Annotated in this window: 16 protein-coding genes; 9 read left to right on the top strand and 7 right to left on the bottom strand. The window is 74.0% G+C overall.

Annotated features, from left to right (window positions below; genetic code table 11):
* Window positions 1–57: 57 nt before the first annotated feature.
* From ACZ56B_RS11270 to ACZ56B_RS11250, 5 genes are all read right to left on the bottom strand, one after another.
* Window positions 58–921 (bottom strand): phosphatidylinositol-specific phospholipase C/glycerophosphodiester phosphodiesterase family protein, encoded by an 864-nt coding sequence (locus tag ACZ56B_RS11270; protein WP_468788615.1) that lies wholly within the window; start codon window positions 919–921, stop codon window positions 58–60.
* Between the two features lie 190 nt (window positions 922–1111).
* Window positions 1112–2200, bottom strand: coding sequence for an acyl-CoA dehydrogenase family protein (locus ACZ56B_RS11265; protein WP_468788613.1), 1089 nt, complete (start codon window positions 2198–2200; stop codon window positions 1112–1114).
* Window positions 2197–3378: an acyl-CoA dehydrogenase family protein gene (locus ACZ56B_RS11260; protein WP_468788611.1), complete on the bottom strand. Its 1182-nt coding sequence runs from the start codon at window positions 3376–3378 to the stop codon at window positions 2197–2199. Before ACZ56B_RS11260 ends, ACZ56B_RS11265 begins: the two co-directional genes overlap by 4 nt.
* Window positions 3375–4352: an NADPH:quinone oxidoreductase family protein gene (locus tag ACZ56B_RS11255; RefSeq protein WP_468788609.1), complete on the bottom strand. Its 978-nt coding sequence runs from the start codon at window positions 4350–4352 to the stop codon at window positions 3375–3377. Before ACZ56B_RS11255 ends, ACZ56B_RS11260 begins: the two co-directional genes overlap by 4 nt.
* A 96-nt stretch (window positions 4353–4448) precedes the next feature.
* Window positions 4449–5021, bottom strand: coding sequence for a helix-turn-helix domain-containing protein (locus ACZ56B_RS11250; protein ID WP_468788607.1), 573 nt, complete (start codon window positions 5019–5021; stop codon window positions 4449–4451).
* A 62-nt stretch (window positions 5022–5083) separates the two neighbouring features.
* Here ACZ56B_RS11250 and ACZ56B_RS11245 point away from each other — a divergent pair, with 62 nt between their 5' ends.
* The 5 genes from ACZ56B_RS11245 to ACZ56B_RS11225 all read left to right on the top strand — a co-directional run bounded on the left by ACZ56B_RS11245 (window position 5084) and on the right by ACZ56B_RS11225 (window position 9897).
* A complete protein-coding gene (locus ACZ56B_RS11245) occupies window positions 5084–6124 on the top strand; it encodes an NAD(P)/FAD-dependent oxidoreductase (protein WP_468788605.1) in 1041 nt (346 codons plus the stop codon).
* Window positions 6125–6173: 49 nt separating this feature from the next.
* A complete protein-coding gene (locus ACZ56B_RS11240) occupies window positions 6174–7712 on the top strand; it encodes an ATP-dependent DNA ligase (protein WP_468788603.1) in 1539 nt (512 codons plus the stop codon).
* Window positions 7709–8173: an NUDIX hydrolase gene (locus ACZ56B_RS11235; protein ID WP_468788601.1), complete on the top strand. Its 465-nt coding sequence runs from the start codon at window positions 7709–7711 to the stop codon at window positions 8171–8173. Before ACZ56B_RS11240 ends, ACZ56B_RS11235 begins: the two co-directional genes overlap by 4 nt.
* Before the next feature lie 76 nt (window positions 8174–8249).
* Entirely contained in the window at window positions 8250–9635 is a 1386-nt protein-coding gene (locus tag ACZ56B_RS11230) for an NADP-dependent succinic semialdehyde dehydrogenase (protein WP_468788599.1), read from the top strand.
* A 25-nt stretch (window positions 9636–9660) separates the two neighbouring features.
* Window positions 9661–9897 (top strand): DUF6213 family protein, encoded by a 237-nt coding sequence (locus ACZ56B_RS11225; protein ID WP_468788597.1) that lies wholly within the window; start codon window positions 9661–9663, stop codon window positions 9895–9897.
* Between the two features lie 128 nt (window positions 9898–10025).
* Here ACZ56B_RS11225 and ACZ56B_RS11220 read toward each other — a convergent pair whose 3' ends face one another.
* Window positions 10026–11252, bottom strand: coding sequence for an acyl-CoA dehydrogenase family protein (locus ACZ56B_RS11220; RefSeq protein ID WP_468788595.1), 1227 nt, complete (start codon window positions 11250–11252; stop codon window positions 10026–10028).
* Window positions 11253–11425: 173 nt separating this feature from the next.
* On the opposite strand from ACZ56B_RS11220, the gene ACZ56B_RS11215 reads away from it, so the two are divergent.
* On the top strand, window positions 11426–12067 hold the full coding sequence (locus ACZ56B_RS11215) for a TetR/AcrR family transcriptional regulator (RefSeq protein ID WP_468788593.1): 642 nt from the start codon (window positions 11426–11428) through the stop codon (window positions 12065–12067).
* 50 nt (window positions 12068–12117) lie between these two features.
* Here ACZ56B_RS11215 and def read toward each other — a convergent pair whose 3' ends face one another.
* Window positions 12118–12672 (bottom strand): peptide deformylase, encoded by a 555-nt coding sequence (def, locus tag ACZ56B_RS11210; RefSeq protein ID WP_468788591.1) that lies wholly within the window; start codon window positions 12670–12672, stop codon window positions 12118–12120.
* A 147-nt stretch (window positions 12673–12819) separates the two neighbouring features.
* On the opposite strand from def, the gene ACZ56B_RS11205 reads away from it, so the two are divergent.
* The 3 genes from ACZ56B_RS11205 (at window position 12820) to ACZ56B_RS11195 (ending at window position 16000) form a co-directional block, all read left to right on the top strand.
* The gene (locus tag ACZ56B_RS11205) at window positions 12820–14058 is read left to right on the top strand and encodes a DUF1727 domain-containing protein (protein ID WP_468788589.1); all 1239 of its coding nucleotides are present in this window, start codon (window positions 12820–12822) and stop codon (window positions 14056–14058) included.
* A gap of 33 nt (window positions 14059–14091) precedes the next feature.
* Window positions 14092–14820: a type 1 glutamine amidotransferase gene (locus tag ACZ56B_RS11200; protein WP_468788587.1), complete on the top strand. Its 729-nt coding sequence runs from the start codon at window positions 14092–14094 to the stop codon at window positions 14818–14820.
* Between the two features lie 154 nt (window positions 14821–14974).
* Window positions 14975–16000, top strand: coding sequence for a 6-phosphofructokinase (locus ACZ56B_RS11195; RefSeq protein WP_468788585.1), 1026 nt, complete (start codon window positions 14975–14977; stop codon window positions 15998–16000).
* Window positions 16001–16101 lie beyond the last annotated feature (101 nt).

Below are 16101 nucleotides of genomic sequence, written 5' to 3'. Positions count from 1 at the left end.
GTGTGGCGTAGCGGAGGGTTCGTCCGGGCGGTTGGCCTGTCCTCCGAACGTGTGGTGTCACACCCGCCGGCGGGCGTCGAGGAAGGACTCCAGCCCGGCGAGGTCGTCGGTGTTGAGGTGGTCGACGTCCGCGGCGACCAGTTCGCCCCACAGCGCGTCGCGCGCGGGTCCCGGGAGGTCCGGGGTGGCCCAGAACCGCACCTTCTGCCCCCGCGCGTGCGCGGTACGCACGATGTCCCGCAGTTTCCGGCGCTCCTCGCCGGGGAACGCGCCGACGCCCCGCCAGGTGAAGTGGAGCGTCCAGTTGTCGCTGACCAACGGGACGAAGGAGGCCGGTGCCGGGCCGCCGAGGTCGGTGAGCCGTCCGTCGTAGAAGGCACGGCGCACCCGCTGGGCCTCCATCGGCGCACGGGCCGCGCGGTCGCCGGAGACGACGGCGGTGACGGGTCCGGGCAGGACGCGGCCGTGCGCGCAGGTGGTGAACAGGTGCCGGTAGCGGCGCAGACGGCGGTCGAGTTCGAGGTAGGTGGACGAGCCCTCGGTCTTGAGGTCGACGAGGAGCTGGAGCGGCCTGCGGTGCCCGCGGTACACGGAGCCCCGGTTGGCGCGGACCCGGGCGGCGAGCGGGTCGAGGTAGAGGGATTCGAGGGTGCGGGACGGGTCGAGGTCCTCGGGGTCGTGCGCGACGAGGAGTTGGCCGTCGACCAGGAAGACGTCCGCCTCGACGCTGCCGAAGCGGTGGTCGAGGGCGTCGAGGAGGGGCCGCGGGTGCTCGTAGTCGTTGTGGGCGTGGGCGCGCCACAACGGGCGCGGGCGGTGCCCGTGTTCACCGGCCAGCGCCCGGCCCGCGGGCAGGGCGGCCGAACCGGCGAGGGCGGCGCCGAGGGTGGTGAGGGCTCTGCGACGGGTGGTGAGGGCCATGCTCTGCCTCCCTGGGAGGGGCGTACGGGACGGACCTCAGCGAGTATGCGGTCCGTGCAGGCCCAAGGAGCAGTGCCGTGAGGGGAGTTGGCCGACCCGCCGCCGCGCGTTCACCTCGGCGGCGCGGCGCGGCGCGCGGAAGCCCGCCCCTCGCGGGGGCGGGCTTCCGTCGCCGTCCGGCCGGGTGGGGTCAGGGTGCTCGCAGGTCGACCAGTTCGGCCAGTGCCTCGCGGTGGGCGCCCGCCGTGCCGTAGGCGATCGAGTCGGCCTTGGCCCGCTTCAGGTAGAGGTGCACCGGGTGCTCCCAGGTCATGCCGATGCCGCCGTGCAGTTGCAGCGCCTCCTCGGCGGCCCGGACCGCGACGGGGGCCGCGCAGGCCTGCGCGACGGCGACCGCCACGTCGGTGTCCCCGGCACCGGTCGCGAGGGCGTCGGCGGCGCCCCGGGCGGCGGCGCGCAGGCCGGCGACCTCCAGCCACAGCTGGGCGAGCCGGTGCTTGAGCGCCTGGAACCCGCCGACGGGGCGGTTGAACTGCTTGCGGTCCTTCAGGTGGCGGACGGTCTGCGTCAGCGACCAGTCGGCGAGGCCGAGTTGCTCCGAGGCGAGCAGCCCGGCGCCGGCCCGCAGGGCACGGCGCACGGCGGGCTCCGCGTCGCCCAGCCGGCGCCCGGGGGCGCCGTCGAGGGTGACCTTCGCGAGCGGCCTGGTGAGGTCCAGGGAGGTCTGCGGGGTGACGGTGACCGCGTCGGCCTCCACCGCGTACAGGCCTCCGTCGTCCGCCGGCACCAGCAGCACGTCGGCGACGGCGGCGTCCGCGACACCGGTCACCTCGCCGCGCAGCGCGCCGCCGCCGCGCCGCACGGCGGCGAACGCGGCGCCGGGCGCGGTGTGCAGCCCGACGGCGAGGGCGCCGACCTCGCGCCCGGACGCCAGCCCGGCGAGCAGCTCGTCGCCGTCCGCGCAGGCGAGCAGGGCCTCGGTGGCCACGACCGCGCTGGCCAGGTACGGCACGGGAGCGACGGCGCGCCCCAGCTCCTCCAGGACGACGGCGGCTTCGCGGTGGGTGGCGCCCTGGCCGCCCCGGTCCTCCGGGACCAGCAGGCCCGCCAGGCCCATGTCCTCGGCGAGCACCTTCCACAGCGACAGGTCGTGCGGGACGTCCGACTCGGCGCGGGCGATCACTCCCGCCGCGTCGCAGTGGTCGGTGAGCAGGTCCCGGACGGCGGCGCGCAGCGCCTCTTCCTCCTCCGAGTACAGCAGGTCGGGCGAGGTGCTCATCGGGCGAGGTCCTTCCACGCGACGTCCTTGTCGGTGCGCGGCTCGGCCGGCAGGCCCAGGACGCGCTCGGCGACGATGTTCAGCAGGACCTCACTGGTCCCGCCCTCGATGCTGTTGCCCTTGGAACGGAGGTAGCGGTAGCCGGCGTCGCGGCCGGTGAAGTCGACCAGCTCCGGGCGGCGCATGGTCCAGTCGTCGTACAGCAGGCCCTCCTCGCCGCGGAGTTCCACCTCCAGTCCGCTGATCTCCTGGTTGAGGCGGGCGAAGGCCAGCTTCATGCCGGCGCCCTCGGGGCCGGGCTGGCCGGCGACGAGCTGCTGGCGCAGGCGCTCGCCGGTGAGGCGGGCGACCTCGGCCTCCACCCACAGCCGCAGCAGCCGCTGGTGCAGGTCGTGGGTGCGCAGTTCGGGGCGTTCGCGCCAGGTCCTCGCGACCGGGCCGATCATGCCGCCCTCGCGGGGCAGCCGCATGCCGCCGATGGCGACGCGCTCGTTGTTCAGCGTGGTCTGCGCGACCCGCCAGCCGTCGCCGACCTCGCCCAGGCGGTGGGAGTCGGGGACGCGGACGTCGGTGAGGAACACCTCGTTGAACTCGGCCTCGCCGGTGATCTGGCGCAGCGGCCGCACCTCGACGCCGGGGTCGGTCATGTCGCACAGGAAGTACGTGATGCCCCGGTGCTTGGGCACGTCCGGGTCGGTGCGGGCGATGAGGATCGCCCAGCGGGCGAGGTGGGCGCTGGACGTCCACACCTTCTGCCCGTTGACCACCCAGTGCTCGCCCTCCCGGACGGCGCGGGTGCCGAGCGCGGCCAGGTCGGATCCGGCGCCCGGCTCGCTGAACAGCTGGCACCAGACCTCCTCGCCGGTCCACAGCGGTTTCAGGAAGCGCCGCTTCTGCTCCTCGGTGCCGTACTGCAGGATCGTCGGGGCGGCCATGCCCAGGCCGATGCCGATGCGCCGGGGGTCGTTGTCGGGCGCCCCCGCGGCCTCCAGCTCGGCGTCCACGACGGCCTGCAGGGAGCGTGGGACGCCGAGTCCGCCGAGCCCTTCGGGGAAGTGCACCCAGGCGAGCCCGGCGTCGAAGCGGGCGCGCAGGAAGTCCGCGCGCCCGGTGTCGGCGGGCGGGTGCGCGGCCAGGAACTCCCGGGTGAGGCGGCGCAGTTCGGCGGCGTCGGTCATGCGGCGGCTCCGTTCCGGAGGGCGGGCAGCACGGTGACGCGCCCGGTGGTGACCCCGTCGGCGACCCGCTGCACGGCGGTCGCGGCGCCGGCGAGCGGGACGCGCTCGCTCACCAGCGGCCGGATCGCGCCCCGGGCGGCCAGCTCGGTGAGCCGCTCGTGGCAGTGCCGGACCAGCTTCGGGTTCATGGTGTGGTACAGCCCCCAGTGCAGGCCGAGGATCGAGTAGTTCTTCACCAGGGCGTGGTTGAGCGCCGGGCTGGGGATCGTGCCGCCGGCGAAGCCGACGACCACGATCCGGCCCTCGAAGGCGACGACCTTGGTGGACTGGACGTAGGCCTGGCCCCCCACCGGGTCGTAGACCACGTCGGCGCCCCGGCCGCCGGTGACCTCCTTCACCGCGGCGACGACGTCCTGCTCGTGCCGGTCGACCACCACGTCGCAGCCCAGCTCCCGGGCGACGGCCGCCTTCGCCGGACCGCCCACGACACCGATGACGGTGGCGCCGGCGGCCTTCCCCAGCTGCACGGCCGCGCTGCCGACCCCTCCCGCGGCGGCGTGGACCAGCAGGGTCTCGCCGGCCTCCAGACCGGCCCGGCGGTGCAGGCCGAACCAGCCGGTCTGGTAGCCGATGTGCAGGGCGGCGGCCTCGGCGTCGTCCAGCGCGTCCGGGGCGGGCAGCAGCGCGGCGGCGTCCGCGACGGCGTACTCGGCGAAACCCCCGTGCGGCAGCGCGGGGGTGGCGAGCACCCGGCGCCCGTCCTCGGTCTCGCCGCAGACCTCCAGGCCCGGGGTGAACGGCAGAGGCGGCCTGACCTGGTACTGGCCCCGGCACATCAGCGCGTCGGGGAAGTTGACGTTGGCGGCGCGCACCTTCAGCAGGACCTGGCCGTCGCCGGGCGTCGGCCGCGCCACCTCCGCGAGGCGCATCGCCTCGCCCGGCTCGCCGGTCTCGTGCACTTGCCATGCCTGCATGCGGGGCCTCCACGGGGCTGGTGGACATCGGGGTCACCCGGACCGGGTCCCCCGCATACTAAGCGGTCGCTTGCCCTGAGGGAACCGTCCGGCGCCTCACGCCTGCCGGGGCCGCGCCCTGACGTGCATCCGCTCCCCCTGCGGGCCGAACAGGCTGAGGAACTCCACCGGCCCCTCCCCCGTCGATCCGAACCAGTGCGGAACGCGCGTGTCGAACTCGGCCGCCTCGCCCGCCGCCAGCACCACGTCGTGCTCGCCCAGCACCAGCCGGAGCCTGCCGGACAGCACGTACAGCCACTCGTAGCCCTCGTGGGTGCGGGGCTCCGGCTCGAGCCTGCGCCGCGGTTCGAGCACCTTGTAGGCCTGGAGCCCGCCGGGCTGGCGGGTGAGCGGCCAGTGGGTGCGGCCGTGGCGCTCGATCGGCCGGGAGCGCACGCGCGGATCGCCGACCGGCGGCGCGCCGACCAGCTCGTCCAGCGGCACCTGGTGGGCCTGCGCGATCGGCAGCAGCAGCTCCAGGCTGGGTCTGCGCAGTCCGGACTCCAGCCGCGAGAGGGTGCTGACGGAGATGCCGGTCGCCTCGGACAGCGCGGCGAGGGTCACCTCCCGCTCCTTCCTGATCCGCCGCAGCCGGGGGCCCACACCTGCCAGAACGTCGTCCGTGGTCATGCGTTTATTGCAGGATCGGCAAAGGTGTTTGTCAATGCGGCAGCGCTCGGGGGACCGTCGACGTGGAGGTGGTCACCATGACCGAGCACATCGAACGCACCGAGCGCACCGAGCACGACCAGGACGTCCGGGACACCCGGAGCGACCGGAGCACCGGGGACGCCGGCGGACACGGGGGCGGGGCCTACGACGTGGTGGTCGTCGGGGGCGGCGCCGCCGGGCTGTCCGCCGCGCTGGTGCTCGGGCGGGCCCGGCGGCGCACGCTGGTCGTCGACGCGGGTGAGCCGCGCAACGCGCCCTCGTCCCACATGCAGGGCTACCTGACCCGGGACGGGATGGCGCCCGCCGAGTTCCTGGCGGCCGGCCGGGAGGAGATCGCGCGCTACGGCGTCGAACTCGTCCGGGACCGGGTCACGGACGTGACCCGGGACGGGGACTTCGCCGTCGCCCTCGGCGCGGGACGGACCGTGCGGGCCCGCCGGCTGGTCGTCGCCACCGGGCTCGAGGACGAGCTGCCCGCGGTGCCCGGGGTCGCCGAGCGGTTCGGGCGGGACGTGCTGCACTGCCCGTTCTGCCACGGCTGGGAGGTGCGCGACGAGCCCTTCGGCGTCCTCGCGGCCGGCGCGGCGAGCGTGCACCAGGCGCTGATGGTGTCGCAGTGGTCCAAGGACGTGGTCCTCTTCCTGCACACGGTCGCCGAGGAGGAGCTGTCCGACCTGGACCTGCGGCGGCTGGCCGCCGCCGGGGTCGACGTGGTGCCCGGCGAGGTCGCGGAACTGCTGGTCGAGGACGACCGGCTCACCGGGGTCCGCCTGGCCGACGGTTCCGTCCACGCCCGTTCCGTGCTCTACGTCGGGCCGCGCCCGGTGCCGCGGACGGGTCTGCTGGAGCGGCTGGGCGCCGAGATGGACCAGACCCCGCTCGGCACGTACCCGGTCGTCGACGGAACGGGCCTGACCACGGTGCCCGGCGTCTGGGCGGCGGGCAACGCGATCGGCTTCGCCGAGCAGGTCGTCCACGCGGCCAGCGGCGGCTACCGCGCGGCGGCCGCGATCGTCGGGGACCTGCTCATGACCGACCTGGACGCGGCGGTGGCCGGGTGATCCCGGGCGGCCGGGTGTGAAGCGCCCGTCTCCGTAGCACTCTGATCCCATGCTGCTGTCCCGTCTGGCCCGTGTGTCCCGGGAAGTCGCCGCCGCCTCCGCGCGGTCCCGGAAGATCGCCCTGCTCGCCGAGCTGTTCCGGGACGCCGACGCGGACGACGTGCCGATCGTCATCCCCTACCTGGCGGGGCGGCTGCCGCAGGGCCGGCTCGGCGTCGGCTGGAAGGTGCTGGGCCGCCCGGTCGCCCCCGCCGCCGAGCCGTCCCTGACCGTCCGCGAGGTCGACGCCCTGCTCGGCCGGCTGGGCGGGGTGGCCGGCCCCGGCTCGCGGGCCGAGCGGGCCCGGCTGGTCGGGGAGCTGCTGGGCGCGGCCACCGAGGACGAACAGCGGTTCCTGACCGGGCTGCTCACCGGGGAGGTCCGGCAGGGCGCCCTGGACGCGGTCGCGGCGGAGGGACTGGCGCGGGCGACGGGGGTGCCGGCGGCGGACGTGCGGCGCGCGGTGATGCTCGCGGGCTCCCTGCAGCCGGTGGCCGGGGCGTTGCTGGCGGACGGCCCCGCCGCGCTGGAGCGGTTCCGGCTCACCGTCGGCCGTCCGGTGCTGCCGATGCTGGCCCACAGCGCCTCCTCGGTCGCCGAGGCGGTCGAGAAGCTCGGCGCCTGCGCGGTCGAGGAGAAGCTGGACGGCATCCGGGTCCAGGTCCACCGGGACGGCGACACCGTCCGCGTGCACACCCGGACCCTCGACGACATCACCGACCGCTTGCCGGAAGTGACCGCGGCGGCGCGGGAGCTGCGGGGCGAGCGCTTCATCCTCGACGGGGAGGTCGTCTCCTTCGGCGAGGACGGGCGCCCCCGCTCGTTCCAGGAGACCGCCGGCCGGGTCGGCTCCCGGGTGGACGTGGCGACGGCCGCCCGCGAGGTCCCCGTCTCGCCCGTCTTCTTCGACGCGCTGTCCGTCGACGGCCGCGACCTGCTGGACCTGCCGTTCGCCGAGCGGCACGCGGAGCTGGCCCGGCTCGTCCCCGAGTCCCTGCGGGTGCGGCGCGCGGTGGTGTCCGGGCCGCGGGAGACGGGCCTCGCGCAGGAGTTCCTCGCCGAGACCCTGGAGCGCGGTCACGAGGGCGTCGTGGCCAAGGGGCTCGACGCCCCCTACAGTGCGGGCCGGCGCGGCGCGTCCTGGCTGAAGGTCAAACCCGTGCACACGCTCGACCTGGTGGTGCTCGCCGCCGAGTGGGGCCACGGCCGGCGCACCGGGAAGCTCTCCAACCTGCACCTGGGCGCCCGCACCGCCGACGGCGGCTTCGCGATGCTCGGCAAGACCTTCAAGGGCCTGACCGACGCGATGCTGGCCTGGCAGACCGAGCGGCTGCGGGAACTGGCCGTCGACGAGAGCGGGTACGTCGTCACCGTGCGCCCGGAACTCGTCGTCGAGATCGCCTACGACGGCCTCCAGCGCTCCAGCCGCTACCCGGCCGGCGTCACCCTCCGCTTCGCCCGCGTGGTCCGCTACCGCGAGGACAAGCGCCCCGAGGAGGCCGACACGGTCCAGGCGCTGCTCGCCGCGCACCCGGGGGTGCGGCCGTGAGGAGCACCCGGAGCGCCGGCCTGCTGCTGTTCCGGCGCACCGACCGGGGCCTGGAGGTGCTGCTCGGCCACATGGGCGGCCCGTTCTTCGCGCGGCGGGACGCGGGGGCGTGGACCGTGCCCAAGGGGGAGTACGACCCCGCCGAACCGGCCCGGGAGGCGGCGCGCCGGGAGTTCCGGGAGGAACTGGGGCTGGAGCCGCCCGACGGGGAGGCGGTCCCGCTCGGGGAGGTCCGGCAGGCGGGCGGCAAGACCGTCACGGCCTGGGCGGTCGAGGCCGACCTGGACCCGGCGGCGGTCGTCCCCGGCACCTTCACGATGGAGTGGCCGCCGAGGTCGGGGCGCGTGCGGGAGTTCCCGGAGCTCGACCGGGTGCAGTGGTTCGCCCTGGACCGGGCCCGGGAGGTGATCGTCTCCGCGCAGACGGCGTTTCTCGACCGCCTGGCGGAGCACTCGGCCTGAGGAGACCCCCCGCGTTGCGCCCCCCGCCGCCGCGCGGGAGGGTCGAAGGCACAGCCCGTCCCCAGGGAGGTCAGCGATGCCCATCGCAACGGTGAATCCGGCGAACGGCGAGACGCTCGAGACGTACGAGGCCATGGGCGAGGAGGAGATCGAGCGCCGGATCCAGCTCGCGGAGGCCACGTTCCGCACGTACCGGACGACGGGCTTCGACGAGCGCGCCCGTCTGCTGCGCCGGGCCGCCGACCTCCTCGAGGAGGACCAGCGGACCATCGGCCGGGTGATCACCACGGAGATGGGCAAGCCGGTGAAGCAGGCCCGCGCGGAGGCCGCGAAGTGCGCGAAGGCGATGCGCTGGTACGCCGACCACGCGGCGGAACTCCTCGCCGACGAGGAGCCCGACGCCTCCGACGTGAAGGACTCCGGTGCCTCCCGGGTGCTGGTGCGCTACCGGCCGCTCGGCCCGGTGCTCGCCGTGATGCCGTGGAACTTCCCGCTGTGGCAGGTGGTCCGGTTCGCGGCGCCCGCGCTGATGGCGGGCAACGTGGGCCTGCTCAAGCACGCCTCGAACGTGCCGCGGACCGCCCTGTACCTGGAGGACCTGTTCCACCGGGCGGGCTTCCCCGAGGGCTGTTTCCAGACCCTGCTCATCGGCTCCGCCGCGGTCGACGACGTCCTGCGGGACGAGCGGGTGAGGGCGGCCACCCTCACCGGCAGCGAGCCCGCGGGGCGCGCGGTCGCCTCGACCGCCGGGGAGATGGTCAAGAAGACGGTGCTGGAGCTGGGCGGCAGCGACCCGTTCGTGGTGATGCCGTCCGCCGACCTGGACCGGGCCGCCGAGGTCGCCGTGACCGCGCGGGTGCAGAACACCGGGCAGTCCTGCATCGCCGCCAAGCGGTTCATCGTGCACACGGACGTCTACGACGCCTTCGCCGAGCGCTTCACCGCGGGCATGCGGGCGCTGAGGGTCGGCGACCCGATGGACGAGGAGACGGACGTCGGTCCGCTCTCCAGCGAGCGGGGCCGGGCCGACCTGGAGGAACTGGTCGAGGACGCCGTGCGCGCGGGCGCCACCGTGCTGTGCGGCGGCGAGCGGCCCGACGGGCCCGGCTGGTTCTACCCGCCGACCGTGCTGGCCGGGGTCACCCGGGAGATGCGCATCCACCGGGAGGAGGCCTTCGGCCCGGTCGCCACGCTGTACCGGGCGGCCGACCTGGACGAGGCGGTCCTGATCGCCAACGACACCGACTTCGGCCTGAGTTCCAACGTCTGGACGCGTGACGAGGCCGAGACCGACCGGTTCGTGAGGGACCTGGAGGCGGGCAGCGTGTACGTGAACGGCATGACGGCGTCGCATCCCGCGTTCCCGTTCGGCGGGGTCAAGCGGTCCGGGTACGGGCGTGAGCTGTCCGGGCACGGAATCCGCGAGTTCTGCAACATCACCACGGTTTGGCAGGGTGCGTGATGCTTCCGCGGTTACGATCCCGACTGTGAACCGCGAAGTGACTCTGCCCCTGATCGTCGACGACCGCGGGACCCTGCAGGTGGCCGCGGCCGACGTCAGCAAATTGCTGCGCACGGTGGGCGGGCGGTGGGTGCGTCTCGTGGAGGCCGGGGCGGACGGGCTCGACGAGGACACGGTCGCCGCGCTCACCATCGAGCTGGCCAAGCTGGCCGACCGGATCGACGTGGCGTGCATCGCGCACAGCAGCGGCGGCGCGCCGTAGGGAGGGCCGGGGCGCTCGGGCCGGCCGCGGCGGCGGTCCGGGGCCGTGCGCGTCCTCGCGCGTCCCGCGTCGCGTCCGTGCCCCGCGTCCGTCCCCGGGCGCGGGGCACGGGCGCCCCGGTGGCCGGTTCAGCGGATGGGCATGCCCGACAGGGTGCGGGCGATCACCAGGCGCTGGATCTCGCTGGTGCCCTCGAAGATGGTGTAGATCGCGGCGTCGCGGTGCATCCGCTCCACCGGGTACTCGCGGGTGTAGCCGTTGCCGCCCAGGATCTGGATCGCCTGGGCGGTGACCTTCTTGGCCGTCTCACTGGCGAACAGCTTGGACATCGAGCCCTCGGCGGCCGTGAACGGCTTGCCGTTGACCGCCATCCAGGAGGCGCGCCACACCAGCAGGCGGGCGGCGTCGATCCGGGTGCGCATGTCGGCGAGCTGGAAGGCGACGCCCTGGTTGTCGATGATCGGGCGGCCGAACTGCTCACGCGTCTGGGCGTACTCCAGGGCGACCTCGTAGGCGGCGCGGGCGGTGCCGACCGCCATGGCGCCGACCGCCGGGCGGGACGCCTCGAAGGTGGCCATGGCGGCGTTCTTCACCCTCTCGCCGCCCTTCCTCGCCTTCTCCCGGGCGCGGGCGAGGCGCTCGTCCAGCTTCTCCTTGCCGCCGAGCAGGCAGGAGCCGGGGACGCGCACGTTGTCGAGGACGACCTCGGCGGTGTGCGAGGCGCGGATGCCGTGCTTCTTGAACTTCTGGCCCTGGGACAGGCCGGGGGTGTTCGGCGGGACGATGAAGGAGGCGTGGCCCTTGGAGCCGAGCTCCGGGTCGACGACCGCGACCACGACGTGGACGTTGGCGATGCCGCCGTTGGTCGCCCAGGTCTTGGTGCCGTTGATCACCCACTCGTCCCTGGCCTCGTCGTACACCGCGCGGGTGCGCAGGGAGGCCACGTCGGAGCCGGCGTCGGGCTCGGAGGAGCAGAACGCGGCGACCTTGACGTCGTTCGCGTCGCCGTACATCTGCGGGATCCAGGTGCCGATCTGTTCCTCGGTGCCGTTGGCGAGGACGCCCACCGCGGCGAGGCCGGTGCCGACGATCGACAGGGCGATGCCCGCGTCGCCCCAGAACAGCTCCTCCATCGCCATGGGGATGCCCAGGCCGGTCGCGTCGAAGTACTGCTGGGCGTAGAAGTCCAGTGAGTAGATGCCGACCTTGGCCGCCTCCTGGATGACCGGCCAGGGAGTCTCCTCACGCTCGTCCCATTCGGCGGCCGCGGGGCGGATCACGTCGGCGGCGAAGCCGTGCAGCCAGTCCCGCACCTCCTTCTGTTCGTCGTTGAGCTCCATGGTGAACTCGGCCATGTCCCCTCCAGCGGGCGGTGCACGTGCGTGTTACTTGCGGTAACCCGAGTCTGTTACCCGCTGGTAGGAAAAGTCAACTCCCCGGGGCGGGTCGGCATCCCGTTCGAGGCACCGGGCGCGGCCAGTGTTAGTTTGCGCTGGCGTCACCGGAACAGCACGGGTGGGGAGAGATCATGGAGACCACGCAGCGGACCGATCAGCAGCGGTCCGCCGACCGACGCCGGCGCGAGCTGCTGGAGGCCGCCGACCGGGTGGTGCTGCGCGACGGCCCGGGGGCCTCGATGAACGCGATCGCCGCCGAGGCCGGCATCACCAAGCCGATCCTCTACCGGCACTTCGGCGACAAGGGAGGACTCTACGCCGCCCTGGCCAAGCGGCACACCGACGCGTTGCTGGACTCGCTGCGGGCCGCGCTGGACGCCCCCGCCGAACGGCGCGAGCGGGTCGAGGCGACCCTGGACACCTACCTCTCGGCGATCGAGGCGCGCCCCCAGGTGTACCGCTTCCTGATGCACCCGGCGGAGGGGTCGCAGAGCGACCAGGGCTTCGACGTCGGCAAGCACTCGGCGCCGCTGCTGCGGCGGATGGGCGAGGAGCTGGCGCAGGTCATAGAGGAGCGGCTGGACCTCGGGCCGGGCAGCCAGCAGCTGGCCCGGGTGTGGGGGCACGGCATCGTCGGCATGATGCACGCGGCCGGCGACTGGTGGCTCGGCGAACGCCCCTGCTCCCGCGCCGACCTGGTGCGCGGTCTGGCCGACCTGCTGTGGGGGCGGCTGGCCGCGGCGGGCGACAAGGTGGGCGGCCCGGGGTTCTGACCGCTCCCCGCCCCCGGCCCGGCGTCCACCGGTGCTCCCGCGGCGCCCCCTCAGCCCTCCCGGCCCTCCCGGTTCCAGGGGGCCCGCCTCACCTGGCGCATGAGCCTGCGGTGCCGCCGGCCCGTCAGCCGGTCGGCGTAGAGGCGGCCCTGGAGGTGGTCGCACTCGTGCTGCAGGCACCGGGCGAAGAAACCCGTGCCGTGGACGGTGACCGGTTCGCCGGTCACCGTGAAGCCCTCGACGACCGCGTGGTCGTGACGCTCCGTCCCGGCCTCCAGCCCCGGCAGGGACAGGCAGCCCTCGGGGCCCCGCACCACCACGCCGTCCGTCTCGACCAGCCTCGGGTTCACCACGTGGCCGAGGTGCCGGACGTCCTCGTCGTCCGGGCAGTCGTACACGAACACCCGCAGCGGCTCGCCGATCTGGTTGGCGGCCAGGCCCACGCCCCCGGCCGCGTACATCGTCGCGAACAGGTCCTCCACCAGCCGTTCCAGTCCGGGACCGAAGTCGGTGACCTCCCGGCAGGGCGCGCGCAGCACCGGGTCGCCGAGCAGGGTGAGGGGCCGCACGCGTCCGTGGACGCCGGGGATGGAGCCGTGTCGCATGGCGGTCAGAGTACGGTCCTTCCTGCAACGACCGTCTCACGAGGGTGCCGCGGTTCTGGAGTGCGAATGGATCTCGATAGGCTGACGTTCACACCACGTGGCCGTCAGGCACAGGCGCGGCGCGTACGCAAGGAGGATCGAGAACTGATGGCAGGCAACTCGGACCCGCTCACGCCGCGGGCCAAGCTGGCCGTGACCGCGGGCAAAGCGGTCGCGGCGGCATCCCGCGCCGCAGGGCGCGGCAGCGGTTCGGTGATCGGCGGCCGGGTGGCGCTGAAACTCGACCCCGACCTCCTCGCCCGGCTCGCCCAGAACCTGGACGTCGTGCTGGTCTCGGCGACCAACGGCAAGACCACCACCACCCGGCTCATCGCCGAGGCCCTGCGGGCCGCGGGGCCGGTCGTCTCCAACGCGCTCGGCGCCAACATGCCGGCCGGCATCACCTCGGCGCTCGCCGGCGGCTCGGACGCGAAGTTCGGCGTCATCGAGGTCGACGAGAAGTACCTCGCCGGCGTCGCCCGGGACACCGCCCCGAAGTGCATCGCCCTGCTCAACCTCTCCCGCGACCAGCTCGACCGCGCCGCCGAGACCCGCATGCTCGCGGAGAACTGGCGCGAGGGCCTGGCCGGCTCCAAGGCCGTCGTCGTCGCCAACGCCGACGACCCGCTGGTGGTGTGGGCCGCCTCCTCCTCCCCCAACGTGATCTGGGTGGCCGCCGGGCAGATGTGGAAGGACGACGCCTGGTCCTGCCCGTCCTGCGGCGGTGTGATGCAGCGCCCCGGCGACGACTGGTTCTGCGGCGAGTGCGGCTTCCGCCGGCCGACCCCGAGCTGGGCCCTGTCCGGCGACCACGTGCTCGACCCGCACGGCTCCGCCTGGCCGATCCACCTCCAGCTGCCGGGCCGCGCCAACAAGGCCAACGCCGCGAGCTCCGCGGCCGTCGCCGCCGTCTTCGGGGTGCCGCCGCAGGTCGCCCTGGAGCGGATGTACCAGGTGCAGGCCGTGGCGGGCCGCTACGACGTCGTGCAGTTCCAGGGCCGGGACCTGCGGCTGCTGCTCGCCAAGAACCCCGCGGGCTGGCTGGAGACCTTCTCGCTGATCGACCCGCCGCCGACCCCGGTGATCCTGTCGGTGAACGCGCGCTCCGCCGACGGCACCGACACCTCCTGGCTGTGGGACGTCGACTACACCCGGCTGACCGGCCACCCGATCTGCGTCATCGGTGACCGGAAGCTGGACCTCGCGGTCCGCCTGGAGGTCGCCGACCAGCAGTTCCAGGTCTGCGAGAACCTCGACCAGGCGGTCCAGCTGTGCCCGCCCGGCCGGATCGAGGTCATCGCCAACTACACCGCCTTCCAGGACCTGCGCCGCCGCGTCGGCAACTGACGCGGGCGACGCACTCACAAGGACAGTGACTTCATGAGCGACAACAGCCTGCGGGTCGTCTGGCTCTACCCCGACCTGCTCAGCACCTACGGCGACCAGGGCAACGTGCTCGTCGTGGAACGCCGGGCCCGGCAGCGCGGCCTGGACGTGGCCCGGCTCGACGTGCGCAGCGACCAGCCGATCCCGACCTCCGGCGACATCTACCTGATCGGCGGCGGCGAGGACCGCCCGCAGCGGCTGGCCGCCGAGCGGCTGCGCCGGGACGGGGGCCTGCAGCGGGCGGTGGAGAACGGCGCGATCGTGTTCTCGGTGTGCGCCGGGTACCAGATCCTCGGCCACGAGTTCATCAACGACCTCGGCCAGCGCGAGCCCGGCCTCGGCCTGCTCGACGTGGTCTCGGTGCGCGGCGAGGGCGCCCGGTGCGTGGGCGACGTGCTGGCGGACATCAACCCGCAGCTGGGGCTGCCCCCGCTGACCGGCTTCGAGAACCACCAGGGCGTCACCCACCTGGGCCCCACGGCGCGCCCGTTCGCCCAGGTGCGCTTCGGCAACGGCAACGGCACGGGGGACGGCACGGAGGGCGCGTTCAACGACACCGTGTTCGGCACCTACATGCACGGTCCGGTGCTGGCCCGCAACCCGCAGATCGCGGACCTGCTGCTGAAGCTGGCGCTCGACGTCAACGCCCTGCCGCCGACCGACGACCGCTGGTACGAGGCGTTGCGGGACGAGCGCATCGCGGCGGCGCAGCAGCCCGCGTGAGGCCCGTCTGACGACTGCTCCGCACAGGTGAGCGGGGTCGTCCAGCAGGCGGACGCTCGATGTGGCCCCGCCCCCCGATGCGGCTAGGGTGGCGGGGATCGAGCCGGACAGCGCGGTCCGGTCCCGGCCCACATCGAGAAGGTTGTTTCGGGCTATGCGCATTGGTGTCCTCACGTCCGGCGGCGACTGCCCCGGTCTGAACGCCGTCATCCGGTCCGTCGTGCACCGCGCCGTCGCCGACCACGGCGACGAGGTCATCGGCTTCCGGGACGGGTGGAAGGGCCTGCTGGAGTGCGACTACCTCAAGCTCGACCTGGACGCGGTGGGCGGCATCCTCACCCGCGGCGGCACCATCCTCGGCTCCTCCCGGGTCCGTCCCGAGCACCTGCGGGACGGGGTGGAGCGGGCCAGGGGACACGTCCGGGAGCTCGGGCTCGACGCGATCATCCCGATCGGCGGCGAGGGCACGCTGAAGGCGGCCCGGCTGCTGTCGGCGAGCGGCCTGCCGATAGTGGGTGTGCCGAAGACCATCGACAACGACATCGCCGTCACGGACGTCACCTTCGGCTTCGACACGGCCGTCGGTGTGGCGACCGAGGCCCTGGACCGGCTGAAGACCACCGCCGAGTCCCACCAGCGCGTGCTGATCGTGGAGGTCATGGGCCGTCACACCGGCTGGATCGCGCTGCACTCCGGCATGGCGGCCGGCGCCCACGCCGTCGTCGTTCCCGAACGTCCCTTCGACATCGAGGAGCTGACCGCGAAGGTCGGCGAGCGGTTCTCGGCCGGCAAGCGGTTCGCGATCGTGGTGGCCGCCGAGGGCGCCAAGCCGAAGCCCGGGACGATGGACTTCGACGAGGGCGGCAAGGACGTCTACGGCCACGAGCGGTTCGCCGGGATCGCGCGGCAGCTCTCGCTGGAGCTGGAGGCGCGGCTCGGCAAGGAGGCCCGCCCGGTGATCCTCGGGCACGTCCAGCGCGGCGGCACGCCGACCGCCTACGACCGGGTGCTGGCCACGCGGTTCGGCTGGCACGCCGTGGAGGCCGCGCACCGGGGCGAGTTCGGGATGATGACCGCGCTGCGCGGCACCGACATCGTCATGGTGTCGCTGGCCGAGGCCGTCGAGACGCTGAAGACGGTGCCCGAGGACCGCTACGCCGAGGCGGAGTGTGTCCTGTGACACCCCGGTGAGCCGATCCCGGGCCCGGGGGGGGGGGGGGGGGGGGGGGGGGTTCCTCCGGTGGGGGAAAAAAGAACACCAAACCAAGAACCCGAAGGAGC

The sequence above is a fragment of the Streptomyces sp. NPDC034670 genome, from assembly GCF_055574875.1.
Note: the sequence above shows the minus strand (reverse complement) of the source record. Positions and strands in the feature narration are given on the sequence as shown.

Coding starts and splice junctions, on each gene's coding strand:
- ACZ56B_RS11200 (WP_468788587.1), top strand. CDS start 14,092: ATGAGCGACAACAGCCTGCGGGTCGTCTGGCTCTACCCCGACCTGCTC.
- ACZ56B_RS11260 (WP_468788611.1), bottom strand. CDS start 3,378: ATGACCGACGCCGCCGAACTGCGCCGCCTCACCCGGGAGTTCCTGGCC.
- ACZ56B_RS11255 (WP_468788609.1), bottom strand. CDS start 4,352: ATGCAGGCATGGCAAGTGCACGAGACCGGCGAGCCGGGCGAGGCGATG.
- ACZ56B_RS11215 (WP_468788593.1), top strand. CDS start 11,426: ATGGAGACCACGCAGCGGACCGATCAGCAGCGGTCCGCCGACCGACGC.
- ACZ56B_RS11230 (WP_468788599.1), top strand. CDS start 8,250: ATGCCCATCGCAACGGTGAATCCGGCGAACGGCGAGACGCTCGAGACG.
- ACZ56B_RS11250 (WP_468788607.1), bottom strand. CDS start 5,021: ATGACCACGGACGACGTTCTGGCAGGTGTGGGCCCCCGGCTGCGGCGG.
- def (WP_468788591.1), bottom strand. CDS start 12,672: ATGCGACACGGCTCCATCCCCGGCGTCCACGGACGCGTGCGGCCCCTC.
- ACZ56B_RS11205 (WP_468788589.1), top strand. CDS start 12,820: ATGGCAGGCAACTCGGACCCGCTCACGCCGCGGGCCAAGCTGGCCGTG.
- ACZ56B_RS11270 (WP_468788615.1), bottom strand. CDS start 921: ATGGCCCTCACCACCCGTCGCAGAGCCCTCACCACCCTCGGCGCCGCC.
- ACZ56B_RS11220 (WP_468788595.1), bottom strand. CDS start 11,252: ATGGCCGAGTTCACCATGGAGCTCAACGACGAACAGAAGGAGGTGCGG.
- ACZ56B_RS11195 (WP_468788585.1), top strand. CDS start 14,975: ATGCGCATTGGTGTCCTCACGTCCGGCGGCGACTGCCCCGGTCTGAAC.
- ACZ56B_RS11240 (WP_468788603.1), top strand. CDS start 6,174: ATGCTGCTGTCCCGTCTGGCCCGTGTGTCCCGGGAAGTCGCCGCCGCC.
- ACZ56B_RS11265 (WP_468788613.1), bottom strand. CDS start 2,200: ATGAGCACCTCGCCCGACCTGCTGTACTCGGAGGAGGAAGAGGCGCTG.